Consider the following 18,366-nt stretch of genomic DNA (forward strand, 5'->3'; position numbering starts at 1 on the left):
ATATTGGACTTTACTATAAAAAATTTTGAACTAAAACTTATATAATATTTAAAGTAAATACATAAATTAAGCTTATGGAAATATCATTTTAGTATAACAAGTGAGCAGAACATTGGGTAAAGCCTGAGACTTTATAATGACGTCTCAGGTTCATCTATATCATTCAATAGTTAAAATATATGATAGTGAGGGACATTCTAAATTGACAATATTACAAGCAAAGCAAATTGTTAAAACATATGGGACAAAACAAACGATACAACAAGTGTTAAGAGGCATTGATTTAAACATTGAAACAGGAGAGTTTGTTTCAATTATGGGACCTTCTGGATCTGGTAAAACAACATTACTTAATGTTTTAAGTTCAATTGATTATTTATCACAAGGATCTGTCATACTAAATGGAAAACAATTGGAAAAGTTATCAAATAGGGAACTATCAGAAATTAGAAAAAAAGATATTGGATTTATTTTTCAAGAATATAATTTATTACACACACTTACTGTAAAAGAAAATATTATGTTGCCTTTATCAGTACTTAAATTAAATAAGGAAGAAATGAATAAACGTTATAGACAAATTACTGAAGCGCTTAATATATATGATATTAGCGATAAATATCCGTCTGAAATCTCAGGGGGACAACGTCAACGAACATCTGCAGCACGTGCATTTATTACATATCCTAAAATTATTTTTGCGGATGAACCAACAGGGGCTTTAGACTCTAAGAACACTAGAGATTTACTCATACGTTTTGAAAAAATAAATAAAATCTATGATGTAACTATTATTATGGTTACACACGATCCACTTGCAGCAAGTTTTTCTAATCGTGTTGTAATGTTGAAAGATGGCTTAATATTTACTGAAATTTATCAAGGACAAGATAATAAACAATTATTTTATGAAGAAATATTAAGAGCCCAAAGTATATTAGGTGGCAAAGTTTATGAGTTTTAGCTATATTATTTGGAAAAATTTCCTAAGAAATATTAAGCACTATGCTATTTATATGTTTTCATTAGTCATTAGTACTGTTTTATATTTTAGTTTTATTACGATTAAATACGTTCATCATCTCCATATACATGAGTCTTTATCTATTATTAGAGAGGGTTCTAAAATAGGAAGTTATTTTCTATTTATAATCATCGTTGTCTTTATTATGTATACCAATATTCTTTTTATTAAAAGACGAAGTTACGAATTGGGACTATTACAGATTATGGGGTTAAATAAAGTAAGTATTATTTATATGTTTATGTTAGAACAATTGTTTATTTTCTTAATTACTGCAATTTTAGGTATGGTTATAGGGATTGTTGGGTCTAAAATTTTACTTATGATTATATTGAAATTATTAGGTATACATACCTCGGTATCACTTATTTTTAGTGTAGACGCTATAATTCAAACCTTATTTATTTTAATCATTGCATATATTTTAATTATTCTTCAAGCTATCATTTTCTTAAATAAATATTCTGTTACACAATTAATGGAGTCTGAAGAATATATAGATGAAACAGGTAAACATATTACATTTGGAGAAATTATTCTAGGAATTTTAGGTATTGTTTTCATTTTGGCAGGATATTATTTATCCACACGATTTGTTGAATTATTAGATGATATTGTATTACCTTTTATTATTTTATTTTTAACTGTGATCGGAGCCTACTTCTTTTTCAGAAGTTCAGTGTCTCTAATATTAAAAATAATTAAATCATTTAAAAGTGGAAATGTAACTGTAAATGATGTTATTTTCACTTCTTCATTAATGTTTAGGATTAGAAAGAATGCTTTCTCTTTAACAATCATTTCTATTATTTCTGCTATTACTGTATCTGTCCTATGTTTTGCAGCAATTAGTCGAGGATCTTTAAGTAAAGAAATTTTATTAGAATCACCGTATGAAGTAACAACGAATAACGACACCTTGTCCGAAAAGTTAAAATATCAATTAGAGCAACAGCATATTGCATATAACTATAATTATAAGCAAGTAGTGTACACGCATTTATATAAAGATGATCTATTTGATGTAAATGCAGCTAGACCTTATTCGGTGACTATAACAAGTGAAGATTACTTTTCAAATATTTCTTTGAAAAAAGGACAAGCAGATTTAATTATCCCAGAAGATGTTATTCCTGAATTAACTAAACATCGGCCACACGGAACAGCAATGATTGGTACGAAACGACATCATACTAAAGTTCAACTTCAAAAAGTGATTCATAAAGTTTATTTTAAAGAGAGTATAGATTTAGGTGGACCGACACTCGTGCTTAATAACGGGGATTATCAATTTATAAAACAACATGTTAAAAATAAGGACATCATTTCTCAACATGGTTTTGATTTAAAACATACCAAAGATATACCTAGATTAGAAAAGACTATCAATCATATGAATCAGAATTTAAAAACTAGAAGTCAGATAGCAAGCGAAATTTCAAGTTTAACAGGAATTTTATTATTTGTAAGTTCTTTTTTAGGTATTGCATTTCTTATAGCAACTGGATGTATTATCTATATTAAACAAATTGATGAAACAGAAGATGAATTAGAAAATTACTCAATATTACGTAAATTAGGTTTTACTCAAAAAGACATGGCTAGAGGTCTAAAATTGAAAGTGGCGTTTAACTTTGGACTACCTTTAGCTATTGCTTTACTTCATGCATATTTTGCAGCACTTGTATTTATGAAATTTATAGGATTTACAAATCAAATGTCCATTTTTATAGTTATGATTATTTATACAATAGTATATAGTATGTTTGCAGTTATTGCTTATAATCATTCTAAGCGAACGATCAATCACTCAATTTAAGAGAGAATATTTCGAGTTTGTAAAGAATTTGTAAATTTATTGTAGAGATGAAAAAATTATGATATTTTCAATTAGAGACAAATTAGGTGTTAAGTAGAAGTGTATCGTAACTGGTATAACATTATATTTACATAAACTTTACAAAAGCTTTCTAAATAATGTTTTAAAATAAGCTATTGTAAATGTAGCTCATTTTTAAATTGTCTTAAATTAAATAATAAACATGTGATTGATAGCAATCGCTAAAATGGAGGCATTATAATGTTCACTAAGAAAAAGGATAAGTTTATGGTTCAATTAGAAGAAATGGTATTTAATCTGGACCGTGCAGCTGTAGAATTCGGAAAAATGGATTTTAACACTCATTTAGATTTAAAAGCTTATTCTGATAACATTAAAACGTACGAGTCACATGGTGACGAACTTATGCACAAGGTCATTAGCGACTTAAATCAAACATTCATCACTCCTATTGAACGAGAAGACATTTTATCATTGTGTAATGCAATCGATGATGTACTTGATGCAATGGAAGAAACATCTGGAATGTTTGAAATGTATTCAATTGAATATACTGATGAATATATGGCTGAATTTGTTGACAATATTCAAAAAGCTGTCGCTGAAATGAAATTAGCAGTTGGTTTACTTGTTGATAAAAAATTGTCTCACATGAGAATTCATTCAATTAATATCAAAGAATTTGAAACAAATTGTGATGGTATATTAAGACAATCAATTAAACATATCTTTAATAGTGAAACAGATCCAATCACTTTAATTAAAATTAAAGATATTTACGAAAGCTTAGAAAATATCGCTGATAAATGTCAAGCTGTTGCTAACAACTTTGAAACAATTATCATGAAAAATAGCTAAGGGAGTTTTAAATTATGGAATATGTATTAGTCATCACTATAGCTATCGTTGTATTTTCTCTAGTCTTTGACTTTATCAATGGCTTTCATGATACAGCAAATGCAATTGCTACTGCGGTTTCTACGCGTGCATTGACACCAAGAACAGCTATTTTTCTAGCTGCAGCTATGAACTTTATAGGTGCACTTACTTTTACAGGGGTAGCTGGAACAATTACTAAAGATATCGTAGATCCATTTAAGTTACAAAATGGTCTAGTAGTAGTATTAGCGGCTATTATCGCTGCTATTGTTTGGAATTTGATTACCTGGTTATATGGTATACCAAGTTCTTCATCGCATGCCTTAATCGGTGCTATTGCTGGGGCTGCAATAGCAGCACAGGGGTTTACAGTATTACATTACCAAGGCTTTACTAAGATTATCATTGTATTAATTATTTCACCAATTATCGCTTTTTGTGTTGGTTTTATCATGTATACAATTGTTAAAATTGTTTTTAAAAATGCGAATCTTACGAGCGCAAATCGTAATTTCCGCTTTTTCCAAATGTTTACTGCAGCGCTTCAATCGTTTTCACATGGTACAAATGATGCTCAAAAATCAATGGGTATTATTACTCTTGCCCTGATTGTAGCGAATTTACAAGATCCAACGAATGTGGAACCAGCATTATGGGTTAAAATTGCTTGTGCCACAGCAATGGGTCTAGGAACTGCAATTGGTGGTTGGAAAATTATTAAAACAGTAGGCGGAAATATAATGAAAATACGACCTGCTAATGGGGCAGCTGCTGATTTATCTTCAGCATTAACGATTTTCGTTGCTTCATCATTACACTTCCCATTATCTACAACACATGTTGTATCGTCATCAATTTTAGGTGTAGGTGCATCAAATCGTGCAAAAGGTGTAAAGTGGAATACAGCTCAACGTATGATTATTACATGGATTATTACATTGCCAATTTCTGCTATTTTAGCAGCAATTATATTTTGGATTTTAAATATTTTTCTTTAAGGTAAATTAACCACAGATAAGCTTGAGACATAAACATGTCTCAAGCTTATTTTGTAGTTTGAATCATATTAATGAATATAGTTATAGCTAGAAACTAATGAAGCAGGAATCACACGAGTATCTGTATTATAAGGTCCATATGTATAATTCATTTCTGAAATTAGAATACTACCATCTGGATTCACACGCTCCACATATGCTACATGGCCATAATACCCAGCAGTCGATTGCATAATTGATCCAACAGCAGGGGTATGATTAACAATATAACCATCTGAAGCAGCATTATAAGTCCAATACTTAGCATCAGACCAATATGTACTAATGGGTAATCCAGCTTGGGCGCGACGATTAAACACATACCACGTACATTGACCAGCAGTGTATAAATTTTGATGGTTAAAGGTTGGTGAAGTATAATCAGTACTTTGAGAAGCAGCAGTAGACGATGAGTTTGTAGTACTCGAACTACTTGGAATTTTTAATACTTGACCAGGATAAATTAAATAATTTTTCAAATTATTTGCATTCATTAAGTTAGTAACTGAAGTTCCATATTTATTAGCGATACGAGAAAGTGAATCACCAGATTGAACAGTATAAGTAGTAGAAGACTTACTTGATAAACTACTTGATGTAGTAGTAGATGATCCATTAATAGTTAGTACCTGTCCTGGAAAAATTAAATTACCATTTAATTGATTATTTCGTTTAAGCTCATCAACAGACGTATTGTATTTGTTTGCAATACTCCATAAGGAATCTCCAGGTTGAACAGTATATTGTGTTGATGCTTCAGCATGATGAGAGAAGAATGCTACAGCGCCTGACGCAATAGACAACGTAAAAGCTAACTTTTTCAAGTTACGTATCCTCCTTGAATTTTAAAATTTATTTTTAGAATTTAATATTGTTAAATTTGTATAATTCATCTTTTTATATCACATGCATATACTATCAAAAAAATATAAGAATATGTGGGTTGTTATTATCTTGTAATATTATTAAAAGTAATACTATTTTTTGTAAATAGATAAAAGCCTTGATACAGTAGTTTTTAACAGTTTTATTTAGATAAAATTAAATTTCTTTGAAAAGAAATTTGTAATATTTCTTATAGTAAAATTGAAGCAAGTACGTATCATGTAAGAGGTAGGGTGAATTGTGTTTAATGATTTAAACTTGTAATAATTTTTATATTTTCTTGATTGCATGCTTACTTAAAAGTAAATAAATTATACTATTTTTGTATTCTTAACAAATATTGTACAATATTTGTAAGATACTATTTAAAAGAGGAGTATAAGATGTCAAGTTCTTCAAATTTAGTAAATCATCAACATCAGAACGTACGTTCAAAAGATAATACTCAACAAAATCATGCATATCGTAAAGTTTGGCTATTTTTTACATATTATTGGCTTATTTTTGGGATTGGCTGTTATTTAGGTCAATATTTGCCAGTAGAATGGCGACGTCCTTTATCAATTACATTATTTATCATTGTATTAGCGACGTTATTTATTAAAAGAGCACGTAAATATGGTCTTATTATTTCACATATCTATGCTATTATTATTGGCTTATTATCGTATGCAACATTTTCAATGTATATGCAAAATTTAGGAGCAGAGGTTTTTTATAAAAATATATTGTTAGCCATTATAGCGTTCATTGTATTTGGAATATTGGGGTATTTTGTTATTAATGATGCTTCTAGCTTAGGTAAATATTTATTTGTAACGTTAATTGCCCTTATTATTGCTAGTCTAGTTGGCTTATTTATTCACAATTCAATATTCCATATCGTTATTACAATGGTTAGTTTAGTCTTGTTTTTACTATATACATTATTTGATTTTAATCGCATGAAACATGGTAGATTTACGCCAAGAGAAATGGGGTTTAATTTATTTCTTAATTTATTAAACATCATCAAAGATATATTGAATTTAGCAAACCGCTTTAAAAACTAGTCATTCATATTTATAATAAGTTGAATATTTAGAAAAGATGTTCTCACATTGTTTTCAAAACATTTTAAATAAAGAGTAGTCTAAGCTGTTTATTTTATTAAAGTAAGAAGGCAATTATAGAGCATCTTTTTTAAATAATTATGAAATATATTTAATATAAAATCAAACTTAATTTAATTTTATACATATTTTTGATTTAGTATTAATGTTGTGATAGATTTACATTTAAACACTTATAAATTAGCATTTTTATATAAACACATTAAAAGAAGGACTACCAAGATTAGAAAGAGGTTAGTATATGTCTAATGGGTATTTTCAGGTACTTACTAAGCATGAATATCAAATGACACGTTGTCAAGATGGTATCATATTGCTGTTCCCAATAGAAGGTTCATTAGAAATTCAACATTTTGCCAAAAAAGTGACGATTAATAATGATCTCTACGTTATAAACAATAAAGATATTTTTTCAATTAATAAGAATGAGAAAACATTAATGATTTATATTGCAAGTGATTGGTTTAAAGAAGAAGGATTTAATTTCTTTGATTATAAATATTCAATTAATTTAGTTAAATCTATTAATGCAATAAAAAAAGCATTATTACAGATCACAATGAATCATATTAATCATAAATCTGTTTCAGAAGATAACAAATACATAGTTGACATTGTTCAAATTATTGGAAGACAAGGTAGTGTTGAAATAGATATTGCTAATGATCAATATAATTATGCTTATTATGGGGAGTTAAGTGAAGTATTAGACTATATTAACGAAAATATTGAAAAGAAATTAACATTAAAAGACGTTTCATCTAATCTATTTACATCTAAATCTAATTTATCATCACAATTTACACAGTTGTTAAATATTAGTTTTAAAACTTATGTAGACACTTTGAAAATTGCAAATTCATTTGAATTATTATTGAAAACAGACGATACGATTAGTTTAATTAGTGAAAAAGTAGGGTTTAGTAGTGCATCAAGTTATTCTAAAACGTTCAAAAGTTATATGGGAATGACACCAAATGAATATAGATCATGTAATAAATATGAAAAAATAATTTTTATGGATTATGAAACTCATATTGATGATAGTCTACAAAATATAAGAGATATAATTCTGTCACAACAATATTATTATCAAAAGAAAACAGAACATAAAATATATATCGATTCACAATTAGATACGTTTATTAAACCTTATCAATGTGTAGTACAAATCAATACGATTGAAGAAATAAAACTGTTGTTTTTAGAAAAATATATCGATTATCTTGACGAGAGTCCATCATTAATGATTTATGTAAGAGTGGATATGAAGGAAATAAAAGAACACTTCACTGTTAAAGAACTTCAGCGAATATTTGAATATATTATTAGAAAAAATCTAAATATAAGTTTTAAACTTGAGGATTTAAACCTAATTAACTTCCTTGAAATGACATATGAAAATGTATTAGATTATCTTGAAATACACCAAGTTGAAGTAAATGTAAATCACGAATTAGGTATTGTTTTTGATTTAGAAAAGATTGATTTAAAAGCCATTTATCGTATGATATTAAAAATACAACATAAAACAAATCGGTTTTCTTTTGGATTAGAAATTAGCAACCTGCTAAATAATCCAGTTTTATTTAAAACTTTAGAATCGCAAATCAAAAGAGTGAATTTCCAATTTTTATTTATTGATAATTCAAAACTAAATCAACCCTATTTAATAGAAGGTAATAATCGTTTATTAGTAAAGAATATATTACATTATCAAAATATACGTGAAATTTTAAATCACATCGATTTAGAAAATCAAAGAATCATATTTTTAAACGTTGAAAATCATGTGTTTTTAAATAGTGAATATAATGACTTAAATAGTAGTGCTCCGTTAATTGTAGAAACAAGTATTAAATCAGCTCAACACTTTGACGGTATTGGTTTCAATTTTAGACAGGATAGGCATCAATTTAATGCTTTACATCTTTTTGATGAAAAAGGTTTTAAAACAATATTAGGAACAATGATGACATATATCATGACGCTTAGTCAGGAACCAAAATACATTAAAGATCATTATATAGTGATTGAAAAAGAAAATAAATTCATACTATTTATATATGATTGGCGTGTTCTAGAAAGTGAATCACGAAATGCTAATTATGAAAAAACGGATATATATGTAGATTTTAAACATAAGACAAATAAAAATCATCTTATAAAAATTCAACAGATTGATGATTATAACGGCAATATTAATCATATTATTACTGAAGACATACGTAATCGTTATCAATGGTCTAAAACATTCTTGAAGAAAGTAAATCATTTATTACATCCTTCTTTTAAAATTAGAGAACATGACTTTAATAAAGAGGCTTTACAAATTAAACTTGATTATAACGGGCTTTATATAATTGAAATATACAAATAATAAATTTCATCTCAAAAAAGTTTTGCACAACAATATTTGAGTTTGTTGGTAAATTTAACAAAAAATTCAAAACAAATGCAAAAGACAGAATTTCAAAATTAAAGGATAATATATGTTGAATTGTTCGCTTTTATTGGAGGTGCAAATGCTTGAGTAACGATGAATTAAATCGCTTGCTAAAAATCTATAAACAATATAAAGCGTTGTCTGAATATATAGACAAAGAATACAAACTAACCTTAAATGATTTAGCTTTATTAAAATTAGCTTATGAATACACAGCAGACGATCAAATTTTAATGCAAACATTCTTAAAAGTTGCAATTGAAGAACTAGAATTAAGTAGAACAAAATTACTTGTTTCTATACGCAGACTAATAGAAAAAGAGAAATTAAGTAAGGTTCGATCAACAGAAGATGAACGTAAAATTTTTATCTATATGAATAAATCTAATATTGATCAATTTAATGCTTTATTTAATGATGTAGAAAGATTTTTAGATATTAACTAAATGAATTGGGAGAGTACTGACAAGGGGATGCTTTGTCAGTATTTTATTTTTTATAAGGAAGTAACGTTTTTTTCAATTTAGACAATAAATTATTAATACTATATAATAAGTATTATTGAGTAAGAAAGCGAGATGACAATATGGGACGTAAATGGAATAATATTAAAGAAAAAAAAGCCCAAAAAGATAAAAACACTAGTAGAATATATGCAAAATTTGGTAAAGAAATTTATGTAGCAGCTAAATCAGGAGAGCCAGATCCTGAATCAAATCAAGCATTAAGACTTGTGCTAGAAAGAGCAAAAACATATTCTGTTCCAAATCATATTATAGATAGAGCCATCGATAAGGCTAAAGGCGGTGGAGATGAAAATTATGACCATCTACGTTATGAAGGATTTGGTCCAAGTGGTTCCATGCTTATTGTAGACGCCTTAACTAATAACGTGAATCGTACAGCATCAGATGTTAGAGCAGCATTTGGAAAAAATGGTGGTAATATGGGTGTATCTGGTTCAGTGGCTTATATGTTTGACCATACTGCAACGTTTGGTGTCGAAGGAAAATCTGCCGATGACGTCCTAGAAACATTGATGGAACAAGATGTAGATGTAAGAGACGTTATTGAAGAAGATGGCTTGACGATTGTGTATGCAGAACCTGATCAATTTGCACAAGTACAAGAGGCACTACGTCAATCAGGTGTAGAAGACTTTAAAATTGCAGAGTTTGAAATGTTACCTCAGACTGATATTGAACTTTCAGCAGATGATCAAGCAACACTTGAAAAACTTATTGATGCACTTGAAGATTTAGAAGATGTTCAAAATGTTTTCCATAATGTGGACTTAAAATAGTGAAACACACGGCTTCGTTTTGGATACAATCGTTAGACTTGGAATCTCATCCAGAAGGTGGATATTATAAAGAAACTATTCGACCGGAGGGTGTAAAGAAAGATGAAAGGGCATCTTTTAGTAGTATACTTTTCTTATTAAAAGCAGATGATATTTCGCATTTTCATCGTATAGATGCTGATGAAGTATGGTATTATCATGCTGGTGTATCACTAGAGATACATATGTTAACTGAAGATGGCCAATATCGTAGTGTCTTGTTAGGTCCAAATGTAGACCATGGAGAAGTACTACAATATGTTGTTCCCAAAGGAACCATTTTTGCTTCGAGTGTACCTCATTCGGAAGGGTATAGTTTAGTAGGCTGTATGTGTCAACCTGCATTTGAATTTAAGTATTTTGAATTATTCACACAAGATGAGTTGACAGAAGCATATCCACAATATCGCAGAATGATTCAAAAATATGCATTGAAAAACATTGAGTATTAATAATTAGACACTTCATTAATCGAGTTAAGTATAACTACATTAATGAAGTGTCTTTTTTTAAAAGATTTATTTTAAAAAGAGATAGAGGACAACATTTCTGACCATTTTCTATTCAGCAGTGCCAAAAAGTTCATTAGCTAATTCTACAACATAGGCTAATTTGTTCCATTGTTCTTGTTCAGTTAGAGCGTTGCCTTCTTCTGTAGAAGCAAAACCACATTGTGGACTAATACAGATATGGTCAATATTTATATATTGTTCTGCTTCTTTAATTCTTTTTTTAATTGTTTCTTTATTTTCCAATTCACCTGTTTTAGAGGTGATAAGTCCTAGAACTGCATAAGCATTGTCATTAAAGAAACGAAGCGGTTCGAAATCACCTGAACGTTCATCATCATACTCTAAAAAGAAACCATTTAAATTTTCTTTAAATAGGTAAGGGGCGATGGCTTCATATCCTCCAGAAATTGCCCAAGTTGATTTATAGTTACCACGACAAATATGGGTAGTCAGAATTAAATCATTTGGTAGTCCTTCGATAGCTTTATTAATCACTTTATAGGCTAAATCACGTGCTTTTAGTTTTTCATCTTCAGAGCGTTGACGACCTCTCACTTTTTGAGTACCGTCAGTTAAACCAGCCCAGTATACGTCATCTAATTGAATATAGCGTGCTCCTAAGTCATAAAATGCTTGTAACGTCTCATGATAAACTTTTGCAATATCATTTGCAAAATCTTCTATATTAGGATAAATCGTTTCGTTTAAAATATTAGGATGGAACAATTGATTTGGACTAGGTATTGATACTTTAGCAGTTGCGCGACCAGCCACTTTTTTATATAAAAACTTAAAGTGTTCAAAGTGTGGGTGATTTGGATTAAATGATACTTTGTCCACAATTCTCACATTATGTGCACGTGTTTCTACACCTTCGAATTCTAATCCATGATCAGGAGTATATCCTTCAACGCCATTAATATTCTCTAGAAAATCAAAGTGCCACCAACTTCTACGAAATTCTCCATCTGTAATGCTATGTAAACCAATTTCAATTTGTTTTTCAATAATACGTTCGATTTCTTCATCTTCAATACGTGTTAATTCATCTAAAGATAATTCGTTATTATTAAATTTAAATCGCGCTTCTTTTAGGCGCTTAGGACGTAATAAACTTCCCACGTGATCTGCTCGAAAAGGTCTAACTGTCATAATTAAAAACGCTCCTTTTATTTAGAATTTTCAGATAATATAGAACAAAACTATCAAAACTTAGTGTTTTTGTCAATTTTACCTAAAAATTTAATAGTTATAGTAAAATGAAATTAAAAATTTAATAAATTTATATGTTAAAAGTAATAAAACATGCCATAAGATGACATGGTTTACTTAGTTTAATATAATAATGACAAGGAGTTGGTGGCTTTGTGAAAATTAAATACATAGATAAACGTCACTGGCGTCGCCTAATTGAACGTGATTACATAGAAGTTAAGGTAAATAATAATAGGTTTAAAGGTATTATTGGCTTGGTCACGATGAAAAAGGTGCGTGAGCCTTTAGAGGTGACGGTGGTCGATCAAAATGTAGTTGTAGTAGATAATAACTATAAATGGTTACAAATTCTGCCGGAAAAAAAACGCTATAGTATTACTGCAATGTTTGATGATAAGGGGAATCCATTAGAGTACTATTTTGATATTAACATTAAAAATATTACTCAAAAAGGGAACGCGAGAACATTAGATTTATTTTTAGATGTGTTGGTTTTACCATCCACCGGTGAATATGAGTTAGTAGATGAACATGATTTAGAACTAGCTTTGAAAAATGGAAAAATTACGAAGAAACAATTCCATGAGGCCTATATTATCGCTCATCAATTGATGATTGAGATTGATGACAATTTTGCAGAGATACATCATCGAATTATGCATTGTTATAAAAAGATGATAGGTAAATTAAATAAGCATAAGAAAGCGTAATTATATTTCTTTAGTACTAAAACAATAATGAAATAGTATCAATTTTATTTACCATCATAGCCGTATTCGTGGATAAACATAAGGGGGAAGCTATGAAAATTGAAGATTATCAATTATTAATTACATTAGATGAAACGAAAACGTTAAGAAAAGCTGCTGAAATTTTATATATATCACAACCAGCAGTCACGCAACGCTTAAAAACAATTGAACATGCGTTTGGAGTAGAAATATTTATTCGTACTAAAAAACAATTGATTACTACTACAGAAGGTGCAATGATCATCGAACATGCACGTGATATGTTGAATCGAGAAAAAATGTTTTTTGACAAAATACAAGCACATATAGGGGAAGTCAATGGAACCATATCTATAGGATGTTCATCTTTAATTGGACAAACAATATTGCCCCGTGTATTGAGTTTGTATAATACACAATTTCCTAATGTAGAAATACAGGTTCAAGTGGGTTCAACAGAGCAAATTAGGTCTAATCATAGAGATTATCACCTTTTAATTACTAGAGGGAATAAAGTAATGAATTTAAAAAATATCCATTTATTTGATGATGAACATTATTTTATTTATCCAAAAGAACGTCATGAAGATGTTTCAAAATTACCATTTATTGAATTTCAAGCAGATCCAATATATATAAATCAAATTAATCATTGGTATAGTGAAAAATTTGGACAAGATTATCATGCTACTATTACAGTAGATCAAGTGGCAACATGTAAAGAAATGCTAATAAGTGGTGTAGGCGTAACCATTCTTCCAGAAATAATGATGAAGAATATTGATCATCACGTTTTTGAATTTGAAAAAGTCAATATTGATAGTCTTCCGTTAATCCGCTCAACATATATGAGTTATGATAGTAGTATATTGCAACTACCACAAGTTGATGCTTTTGTATCTTTAATGCTTAATTTTACTAAATAATAGTTAATCAATATTGCAATTTAAAAGAAGAATAGAGGTATAGTATATGTTTTCAGCACTATTGCATATTAAAAACTATAAATTATTTCTTATTAATATGATGCTCTTAGGAATGGGTATTGCCATTACAGTGCCATACTTTGTTTTATTCGCAACAAAAGAACTAGGAATGTCGACAAATCAGTTTGGTGTGCTTTTGGCTTTGGCTGCAGTAAGTCAATTTACTGTAAATGCGATTGTCGCTAGATTTTCAGATACACATCATCTTAATCGGAAAATACTTATTATTTGCGCACTATTTATGGGGGCACTTAGTTTTTCTATATATTTTTACATACATCATATATGGCTATTTATTATAGTATATGCGATATTTCAAGGATTATTCGCACCTGCAATGCCCCAATTATATGCATCTGCTAGAGAATCTATTAATGCGTCTTCATCAAGAAATAATGCGAAATTTGCTAATACTGTATTAAGATCAATGTTCTCTTTTGGCTTTTTATTTGGTCCACTCATTGGTGCATACCTCATTCAATTTATGGGTTATGCAGGGCTATTTGGCGGCACGGTTATCATTTTATTATTTACACTGTTGTTACAAATATTCTTTTATAAGGATTTAAATCTGACTATAAACGACCAAGTTAAAGATACTGCTAGTATTGAAATAACTGCACCTAATATGTTAAAAGATAAAACGTTATTTATTCCATTTATTGCTTTTATACTTCTACATATTGGTCAGTGGATGTATACAATGAATATGCCATTATTCGTTACAGAATATTTGAAAGAACGAGAAGGTTATGTAGGTACTTTAGCAAGTTTATGTGCCGGCTTAGAGGTTCCTTTTATGGTTATATTGGGGATTTTAGCATCCAAATTATCTACACGCACTTTGCTTATACTAGGAGCCATAAGTGGTGGTCTATTCTATTTTAGTATTGGTATATTTGAAAATATATATATGATGATGATAGGACAAGTATTTTTAGCATTTTATTTAGCGATTTTATTAGGACTGGGTATTAGTTATTTCCAAGATATATTACCTGACTTTCCTGGTTATGCTTCGACTTTATTTGCTAATGCAATGGTAATAGGACAATTATGTGGAAACTTATTAGGGGGCGTAATGAGTCATTGGGTCGGATTAGAAAACGTTTTTTATGTTTCTGCCTTATCTATTTTTATTGGGATGATTTTAATATGGTTCACTAAAGATCAAAAGTTTACATCTTCAAGTATGAATATACAATAATTAATAGAAATGATGATGTATGAAAATAAAAATCTAGGACATTAAATACTTCGACAAATGAAAGAGACCACTTCTTCTATTGAAATAATAGGAAAAGGGTCTTTTTTTATAATTATTTTGTTTATATATAGATCAATGAGTTGTTATTTTTCTGAGAATAATGTTCTAGGCTCTTATTTAATATTTTTATAACACAGTATTTGAATCTTCATCAACAAAATGATGTTCTATATAGAAAGCAATAGGTGTAATAATTAGAGAGATGATAATAAATGCCCAATTATTAATTCGAATACTAGGTCCATATGCCAAAAATGACTGTGGAATAAAAAACACATAAAACAGTGCTACTACTAGTAATGCGATAATACAGTAATTAAACCACCAAATCCAATGCGAATTATTAAAACACTGTAATTGAACAGTTTTAAAAACGACTAAAATAAAGAGAAATATAATAGCTAAACCAATGAAGAGCGTAATGGGAAAGGTATATAAATATACTTCATTATGATTATCAGGAATAAAAAAACCGATAAACCCTTTAAAGAAAAAGAATATACCCACTAAAAAGATAAAATTTCTAAAAATAGATTTAACAATATTTTTAATTGTTTCATTTGGTAGGGATTTAAGTTGTTTTTTAGCATGTGCTTTTGGATCGTGATCGAAAAATTCAAGCGCTAAAGTTCCATCCTTCTCTGCGGCAAGTAACTCCTTCAAAATACGATTGAGCATGAGTTCACTATCATGTGGATTTACACGTAAATCTGCTCTAATATAAGTCATATAGTTTTCAAAAATTTCTCGATCCGTATTATTTAAACGCATTGATTTTACGTTGTTTTCACGGGCTAATGTTGCAGTCGATTTCATTTATTATCCCCTTAAAAATAAAAATGTTTAAAAATTTTAAAAGTTGATTATTACATATTAAATATGAATAATCATATCATAGTTATGTAAAGAATATAATGTATAAATAGGGAGAATATAAAAAGAGAGTTCTTTCAATGACTAATTATCAATTAATTGAGAATATTGCACGTATTCATGAATATTACTTAGAAAAAGTGAATTAAATTATCATGCTACAACACTTTCTATAGCATTAAGACAAGAAATGTTTGAGAGAAGATTAAAAATGAACCAAGATATTATTTATGTTATTGAGTCAAACCATGATTTTAGAGAACCTTTTGCTTTCACTTGAGATCAATTTGAAACGAGTACGAAAGTGGTAACGATGGAAATGTTATATACACACCCTCATTTTCGAAACAGTAGGATAGCTACTAATTTAAAATTGACATTAGAACAATGGACGATAGAAAAAGATGCTCATTCTATCGAAAGCACAGTGGAGGCGAATAATAAACAAATGAGTCATATCAATCGTAACCAAGGATATAATATGGCTCATGTTAAAATGCGAAAAGACTTAAAATAATAAAATGAATCAAGCCACATTTCATGTTAAAATAAGTGTTATTGATATATATTTAAAGGAGAAATATATGAAGAAGTGGATTGTACTTTTACTATTAGCGACTTTAATATTGTCAGCATGTGGTAAAAGTGAAGAAAAAGTATCTTTAGAAAATGATATTAAACAGCTAGAAAAAGAAAATAAAGATTTAAAAAATGAAAAAAATAATCTAGAGAAACAAAAAGAAAAGCTCAATGCGCAACGAGAAAAGTTACAAAAAGAAGTAGATAGTTCTGTTGCCAAAGAATCAGTTAAACAAGAAACTGAAAAATCCAAAAAGGATAACTCAAATCAAACGAATTTATCAAATGAAAGTTCTAGTAGTACTGAAGAACAAAGTAGTGACTCAAATAGTGAACAATCAAATAATAATACAAGTTCTAGTTCGTCTACAAAGAGTAACTAATATAGGTTTTAAAAGGCTGCAGGTTTGGTGATAGAATAAGAAGGGTAATAGTATTTAAATACATTTTGAATATAATATTCATATATTTGAAAATAAAGTTTAAAAATATAATAATAAAATTTAGCACATAATTTATAGTATGGGAGAGATAACTATGCATGAACATGATTTTCAAATCTTAGAGGGACGTGACATTACACTTCCAGAATTAGGTAAAGAGATTGAAAATATTACTGGACGTACAGTAACTCATTCAACTGGAGACATTAAACGTGTTGTGGCACACTTGCCAAATTTTGAATCAGAAAGTGATACATTTGTAGCTACTTTCAAACTTAATCATCGTAATGATTATATCGATGCAACATTTGTAGCACCTAAAAATCAACGTAATAAGTTAAAAGAGATTCCAGTACATATCGAATTAATAAGTTATATTTCAAAAAATTAATAATCTTTTAATCAAAATGAACGAAACGAAGTGTGTTATGGTTATATACTCCATGTCACACTTTTTTCATAATTGTATTTGGGTAATGGAGTGTGGATAAATGGTTGTTTATATAGAAACAGAAAGATTGAGATTGCGTGATTGGGAAGAAAAAGATTTATTATCTTTTCAAAAAATGAATGCAAATCCTCAGGTAAGACGCTATTTTCCAAGTCTATTAAGTTATAGACGTTCAGAATTAGATATGCAACAAATGGATGACATTTTAAAGGAAAAAGGAATTGGGCTGTTTGCTGTTGAGCTTAAAGAGACAGGAGCATGGTTAGGATATATAGGGTTAAACTACTTACCAAAAGATAGTAAATATCCTTTTGAAAATTTACCTATATATGAAATTGGATGGCGACTTATCCCTGAAGTATGGGGGAATGGTATTGCTACTGAAGGTGCTATGGCTGTTTTAGAGTATGCAAAAGAAAAAGGCATAGAAGAAGTATTTAGTCTTACAGCTGAGGGGAATTTGGCCTCTCGAAAAGTAATGGAAAAAATTGGAATGTCATTATTTGATTATTTTGAACTACCTGAACTAAGTAAATATCATCCACTTAAAAGACATGTAAGATATCAAAAAAAGTTAAACATATAAATATTAATAAAGACTAGAAAATAGATAGAAACCCCAGAGGTTTTTTAGCATATTAAAAGTCATGGGCTACATAAAAAATGTGACGATAAAAAACAAATTTATTGCTAGTCCTAAACCTAAATATAGAAACACTCAACACGAAAGTCTCTACATTTGGG

19 protein-coding genes are annotated in these 18,366 nt (G+C 29.0%); 16 read left to right on the plus strand and 3 right to left on the minus strand.

Annotation, left to right across the window (positions count from 1 at the left end; all coding sequences use genetic code 11):
- Nucleotides 1-202 precede the first annotated feature (202 nt).
- The 4 genes from HMPREF2953_RS02290 to HMPREF2953_RS02305 all read left to right on the plus strand — a co-directional run bounded on the left by HMPREF2953_RS02290 (nucleotide 203) and on the right by HMPREF2953_RS02305 (nucleotide 4,741).
- Nucleotides 203-964, plus strand: a complete 762-nt coding sequence (locus HMPREF2953_RS02290) for an ABC transporter ATP-binding protein (RefSeq protein ID WP_070671585.1) — start codon at nucleotides 203-205, stop codon at nucleotides 962-964.
- Entirely contained in the window at nucleotides 954-2,843 is a 1,890-nt protein-coding gene (locus HMPREF2953_RS02295) for an FtsX-like permease family protein (RefSeq protein ID WP_070671587.1), read from the plus strand. Before HMPREF2953_RS02290 ends, HMPREF2953_RS02295 begins: the two co-directional genes overlap by 11 nt.
- 261 nt (nucleotides 2,844-3,104) lie before the next feature.
- A complete protein-coding gene (locus HMPREF2953_RS02300; RefSeq protein ID WP_002449132.1) occupies nucleotides 3,105-3,722 on the plus strand; it encodes a DUF47 domain-containing protein in 618 nt (205 codons plus the stop codon).
- A 14-nt stretch (nucleotides 3,723-3,736) separates the two neighbouring features.
- Nucleotides 3,737-4,741 (plus strand): inorganic phosphate transporter, encoded by a 1,005-nt coding sequence (locus HMPREF2953_RS02305; RefSeq protein WP_049335011.1) that lies wholly within the window; start codon nucleotides 3,737-3,739, stop codon nucleotides 4,739-4,741.
- Between the two features lie 68 nt (nucleotides 4,742-4,809).
- Here the strand turns inward: HMPREF2953_RS02305 and HMPREF2953_RS02310 are convergent, their stop codons facing one another.
- Nucleotides 4,810-5,604 (minus strand): CHAP domain-containing protein, encoded by a 795-nt coding sequence (locus HMPREF2953_RS02310; protein ID WP_070671589.1) that lies wholly within the window; start codon nucleotides 5,602-5,604, stop codon nucleotides 4,810-4,812.
- A 444-nt stretch (nucleotides 5,605-6,048) separates the two neighbouring features.
- Here HMPREF2953_RS02310 and HMPREF2953_RS02315 point away from each other — a divergent pair, with 444 nt between their 5' ends.
- From HMPREF2953_RS02315 to HMPREF2953_RS02335, 5 genes are all read left to right on the plus strand, one after another.
- Entirely contained in the window at nucleotides 6,049-6,717 is a 669-nt protein-coding gene (locus HMPREF2953_RS02315; protein ID WP_070671591.1) for a Bax inhibitor-1/YccA family protein, read from the plus strand.
- Nucleotides 6,718-7,018: 301 nt separating this feature from the next.
- Nucleotides 7,019-9,157 carry a helix-turn-helix transcriptional regulator gene (locus tag HMPREF2953_RS02320; protein ID WP_070671593.1) on the plus strand — a complete coding sequence of 713 codons (2,139 nt, stop codon included), beginning with the start codon at nucleotides 7,019-7,021 and terminating at the stop codon, nucleotides 9,155-9,157.
- A gap of 149 nt (nucleotides 9,158-9,306) precedes the next feature.
- On the plus strand, nucleotides 9,307-9,669 hold the full coding sequence (locus HMPREF2953_RS02325; RefSeq protein ID WP_049335015.1) for a transcriptional regulator, SarA/Rot family: 363 nt from the start codon (nucleotides 9,307-9,309) through the stop codon (nucleotides 9,667-9,669).
- Nucleotides 9,670-9,809: 140 nt separating this feature from the next.
- Nucleotides 9,810-10,526 (plus strand): YebC/PmpR family DNA-binding transcriptional regulator, encoded by a 717-nt coding sequence (locus HMPREF2953_RS02330; protein ID WP_002455657.1) that lies wholly within the window; start codon nucleotides 9,810-9,812, stop codon nucleotides 10,524-10,526.
- Entirely contained in the window at nucleotides 10,526-11,017 is a 492-nt protein-coding gene (locus HMPREF2953_RS02335; RefSeq protein WP_049335017.1) for a cupin domain-containing protein, read from the plus strand. Before HMPREF2953_RS02330 ends, HMPREF2953_RS02335 begins: the two co-directional genes overlap by 1 nt.
- Nucleotides 11,018-11,125: 108 nt before the next feature.
- On the opposite strand, the gene HMPREF2953_RS02340 is transcribed toward HMPREF2953_RS02335, so the two are convergent.
- Nucleotides 11,126-12,229, minus strand: a complete 1,104-nt coding sequence (locus tag HMPREF2953_RS02340) for a 5-methyltetrahydropteroyltriglutamate--homocysteine S-methyltransferase (protein WP_070671595.1) — start codon at nucleotides 12,227-12,229, stop codon at nucleotides 11,126-11,128.
- Between the two features lie 215 nt (nucleotides 12,230-12,444).
- Here HMPREF2953_RS02340 and HMPREF2953_RS02345 point away from each other — a divergent pair, with 215 nt between their 5' ends.
- The 3 genes from HMPREF2953_RS02345 to HMPREF2953_RS02355 all read left to right on the plus strand — a co-directional run bounded on the left by HMPREF2953_RS02345 (nucleotide 12,445) and on the right by HMPREF2953_RS02355 (nucleotide 15,216).
- On the plus strand, nucleotides 12,445-13,002 hold the full coding sequence (locus tag HMPREF2953_RS02345; RefSeq protein WP_049335018.1) for a ribonuclease FAU-1 family protein: 558 nt from the start codon (nucleotides 12,445-12,447) through the stop codon (nucleotides 13,000-13,002).
- Nucleotides 13,003-13,094: 92 nt separating this feature from the next.
- Nucleotides 13,095-13,949 (plus strand): LysR family transcriptional regulator, encoded by an 855-nt coding sequence (locus HMPREF2953_RS02350; RefSeq protein ID WP_002449569.1) that lies wholly within the window; start codon nucleotides 13,095-13,097, stop codon nucleotides 13,947-13,949.
- A 46-nt stretch (nucleotides 13,950-13,995) separates the two neighbouring features.
- On the plus strand, nucleotides 13,996-15,216 hold the full coding sequence (locus HMPREF2953_RS02355) for a sugar efflux transporter (protein WP_070671597.1): 1,221 nt from the start codon (nucleotides 13,996-13,998) through the stop codon (nucleotides 15,214-15,216).
- A gap of 186 nt (nucleotides 15,217-15,402) precedes the next feature.
- Here HMPREF2953_RS02355 and HMPREF2953_RS02360 read toward each other — a convergent pair whose 3' ends face one another.
- A complete protein-coding gene (locus tag HMPREF2953_RS02360; RefSeq protein ID WP_002455652.1) occupies nucleotides 15,403-16,092 on the minus strand; it encodes a DUF1129 family protein in 690 nt (229 codons plus the stop codon).
- 370 nt (nucleotides 16,093-16,462) lie between these two features.
- Between HMPREF2953_RS02360 and HMPREF2953_RS11615 the strand changes: the two genes are divergently transcribed.
- The 4 genes from HMPREF2953_RS11615 to HMPREF2953_RS02380 all read left to right on the plus strand — a co-directional run bounded on the left by HMPREF2953_RS11615 (nucleotide 16,463) and on the right by HMPREF2953_RS02380 (nucleotide 18,208).
- Nucleotides 16,463-16,666, plus strand: coding sequence for a GNAT family N-acetyltransferase (locus HMPREF2953_RS11615; RefSeq protein ID WP_083310577.1), 204 nt, complete (start codon nucleotides 16,463-16,465; stop codon nucleotides 16,664-16,666).
- A 67-nt stretch (nucleotides 16,667-16,733) separates the two neighbouring features.
- A complete protein-coding gene (locus tag HMPREF2953_RS02370) occupies nucleotides 16,734-17,111 on the plus strand; it encodes an SA0632 family lipoprotein (protein WP_049437518.1) in 378 nt (125 codons plus the stop codon).
- 154 nt (nucleotides 17,112-17,265) lie between these two features.
- A complete protein-coding gene (locus HMPREF2953_RS02375) occupies nucleotides 17,266-17,562 on the plus strand; it encodes a hypothetical protein (protein WP_002449559.1) in 297 nt (98 codons plus the stop codon).
- A 100-nt stretch (nucleotides 17,563-17,662) separates the two neighbouring features.
- Entirely contained in the window at nucleotides 17,663-18,208 is a 546-nt protein-coding gene (locus HMPREF2953_RS02380; RefSeq protein WP_002449584.1) for a GNAT family N-acetyltransferase, read from the plus strand.
- Nucleotides 18,209-18,366: the final 158 nt, after the last annotated feature.

The sequence above is a fragment of the Staphylococcus sp. HMSC072E01 genome (assembly GCF_001814125.1).
In the GTDB taxonomy this organism is placed as follows: domain Bacteria; phylum Bacillota; class Bacilli; order Staphylococcales; family Staphylococcaceae; genus Staphylococcus; species Staphylococcus hominis.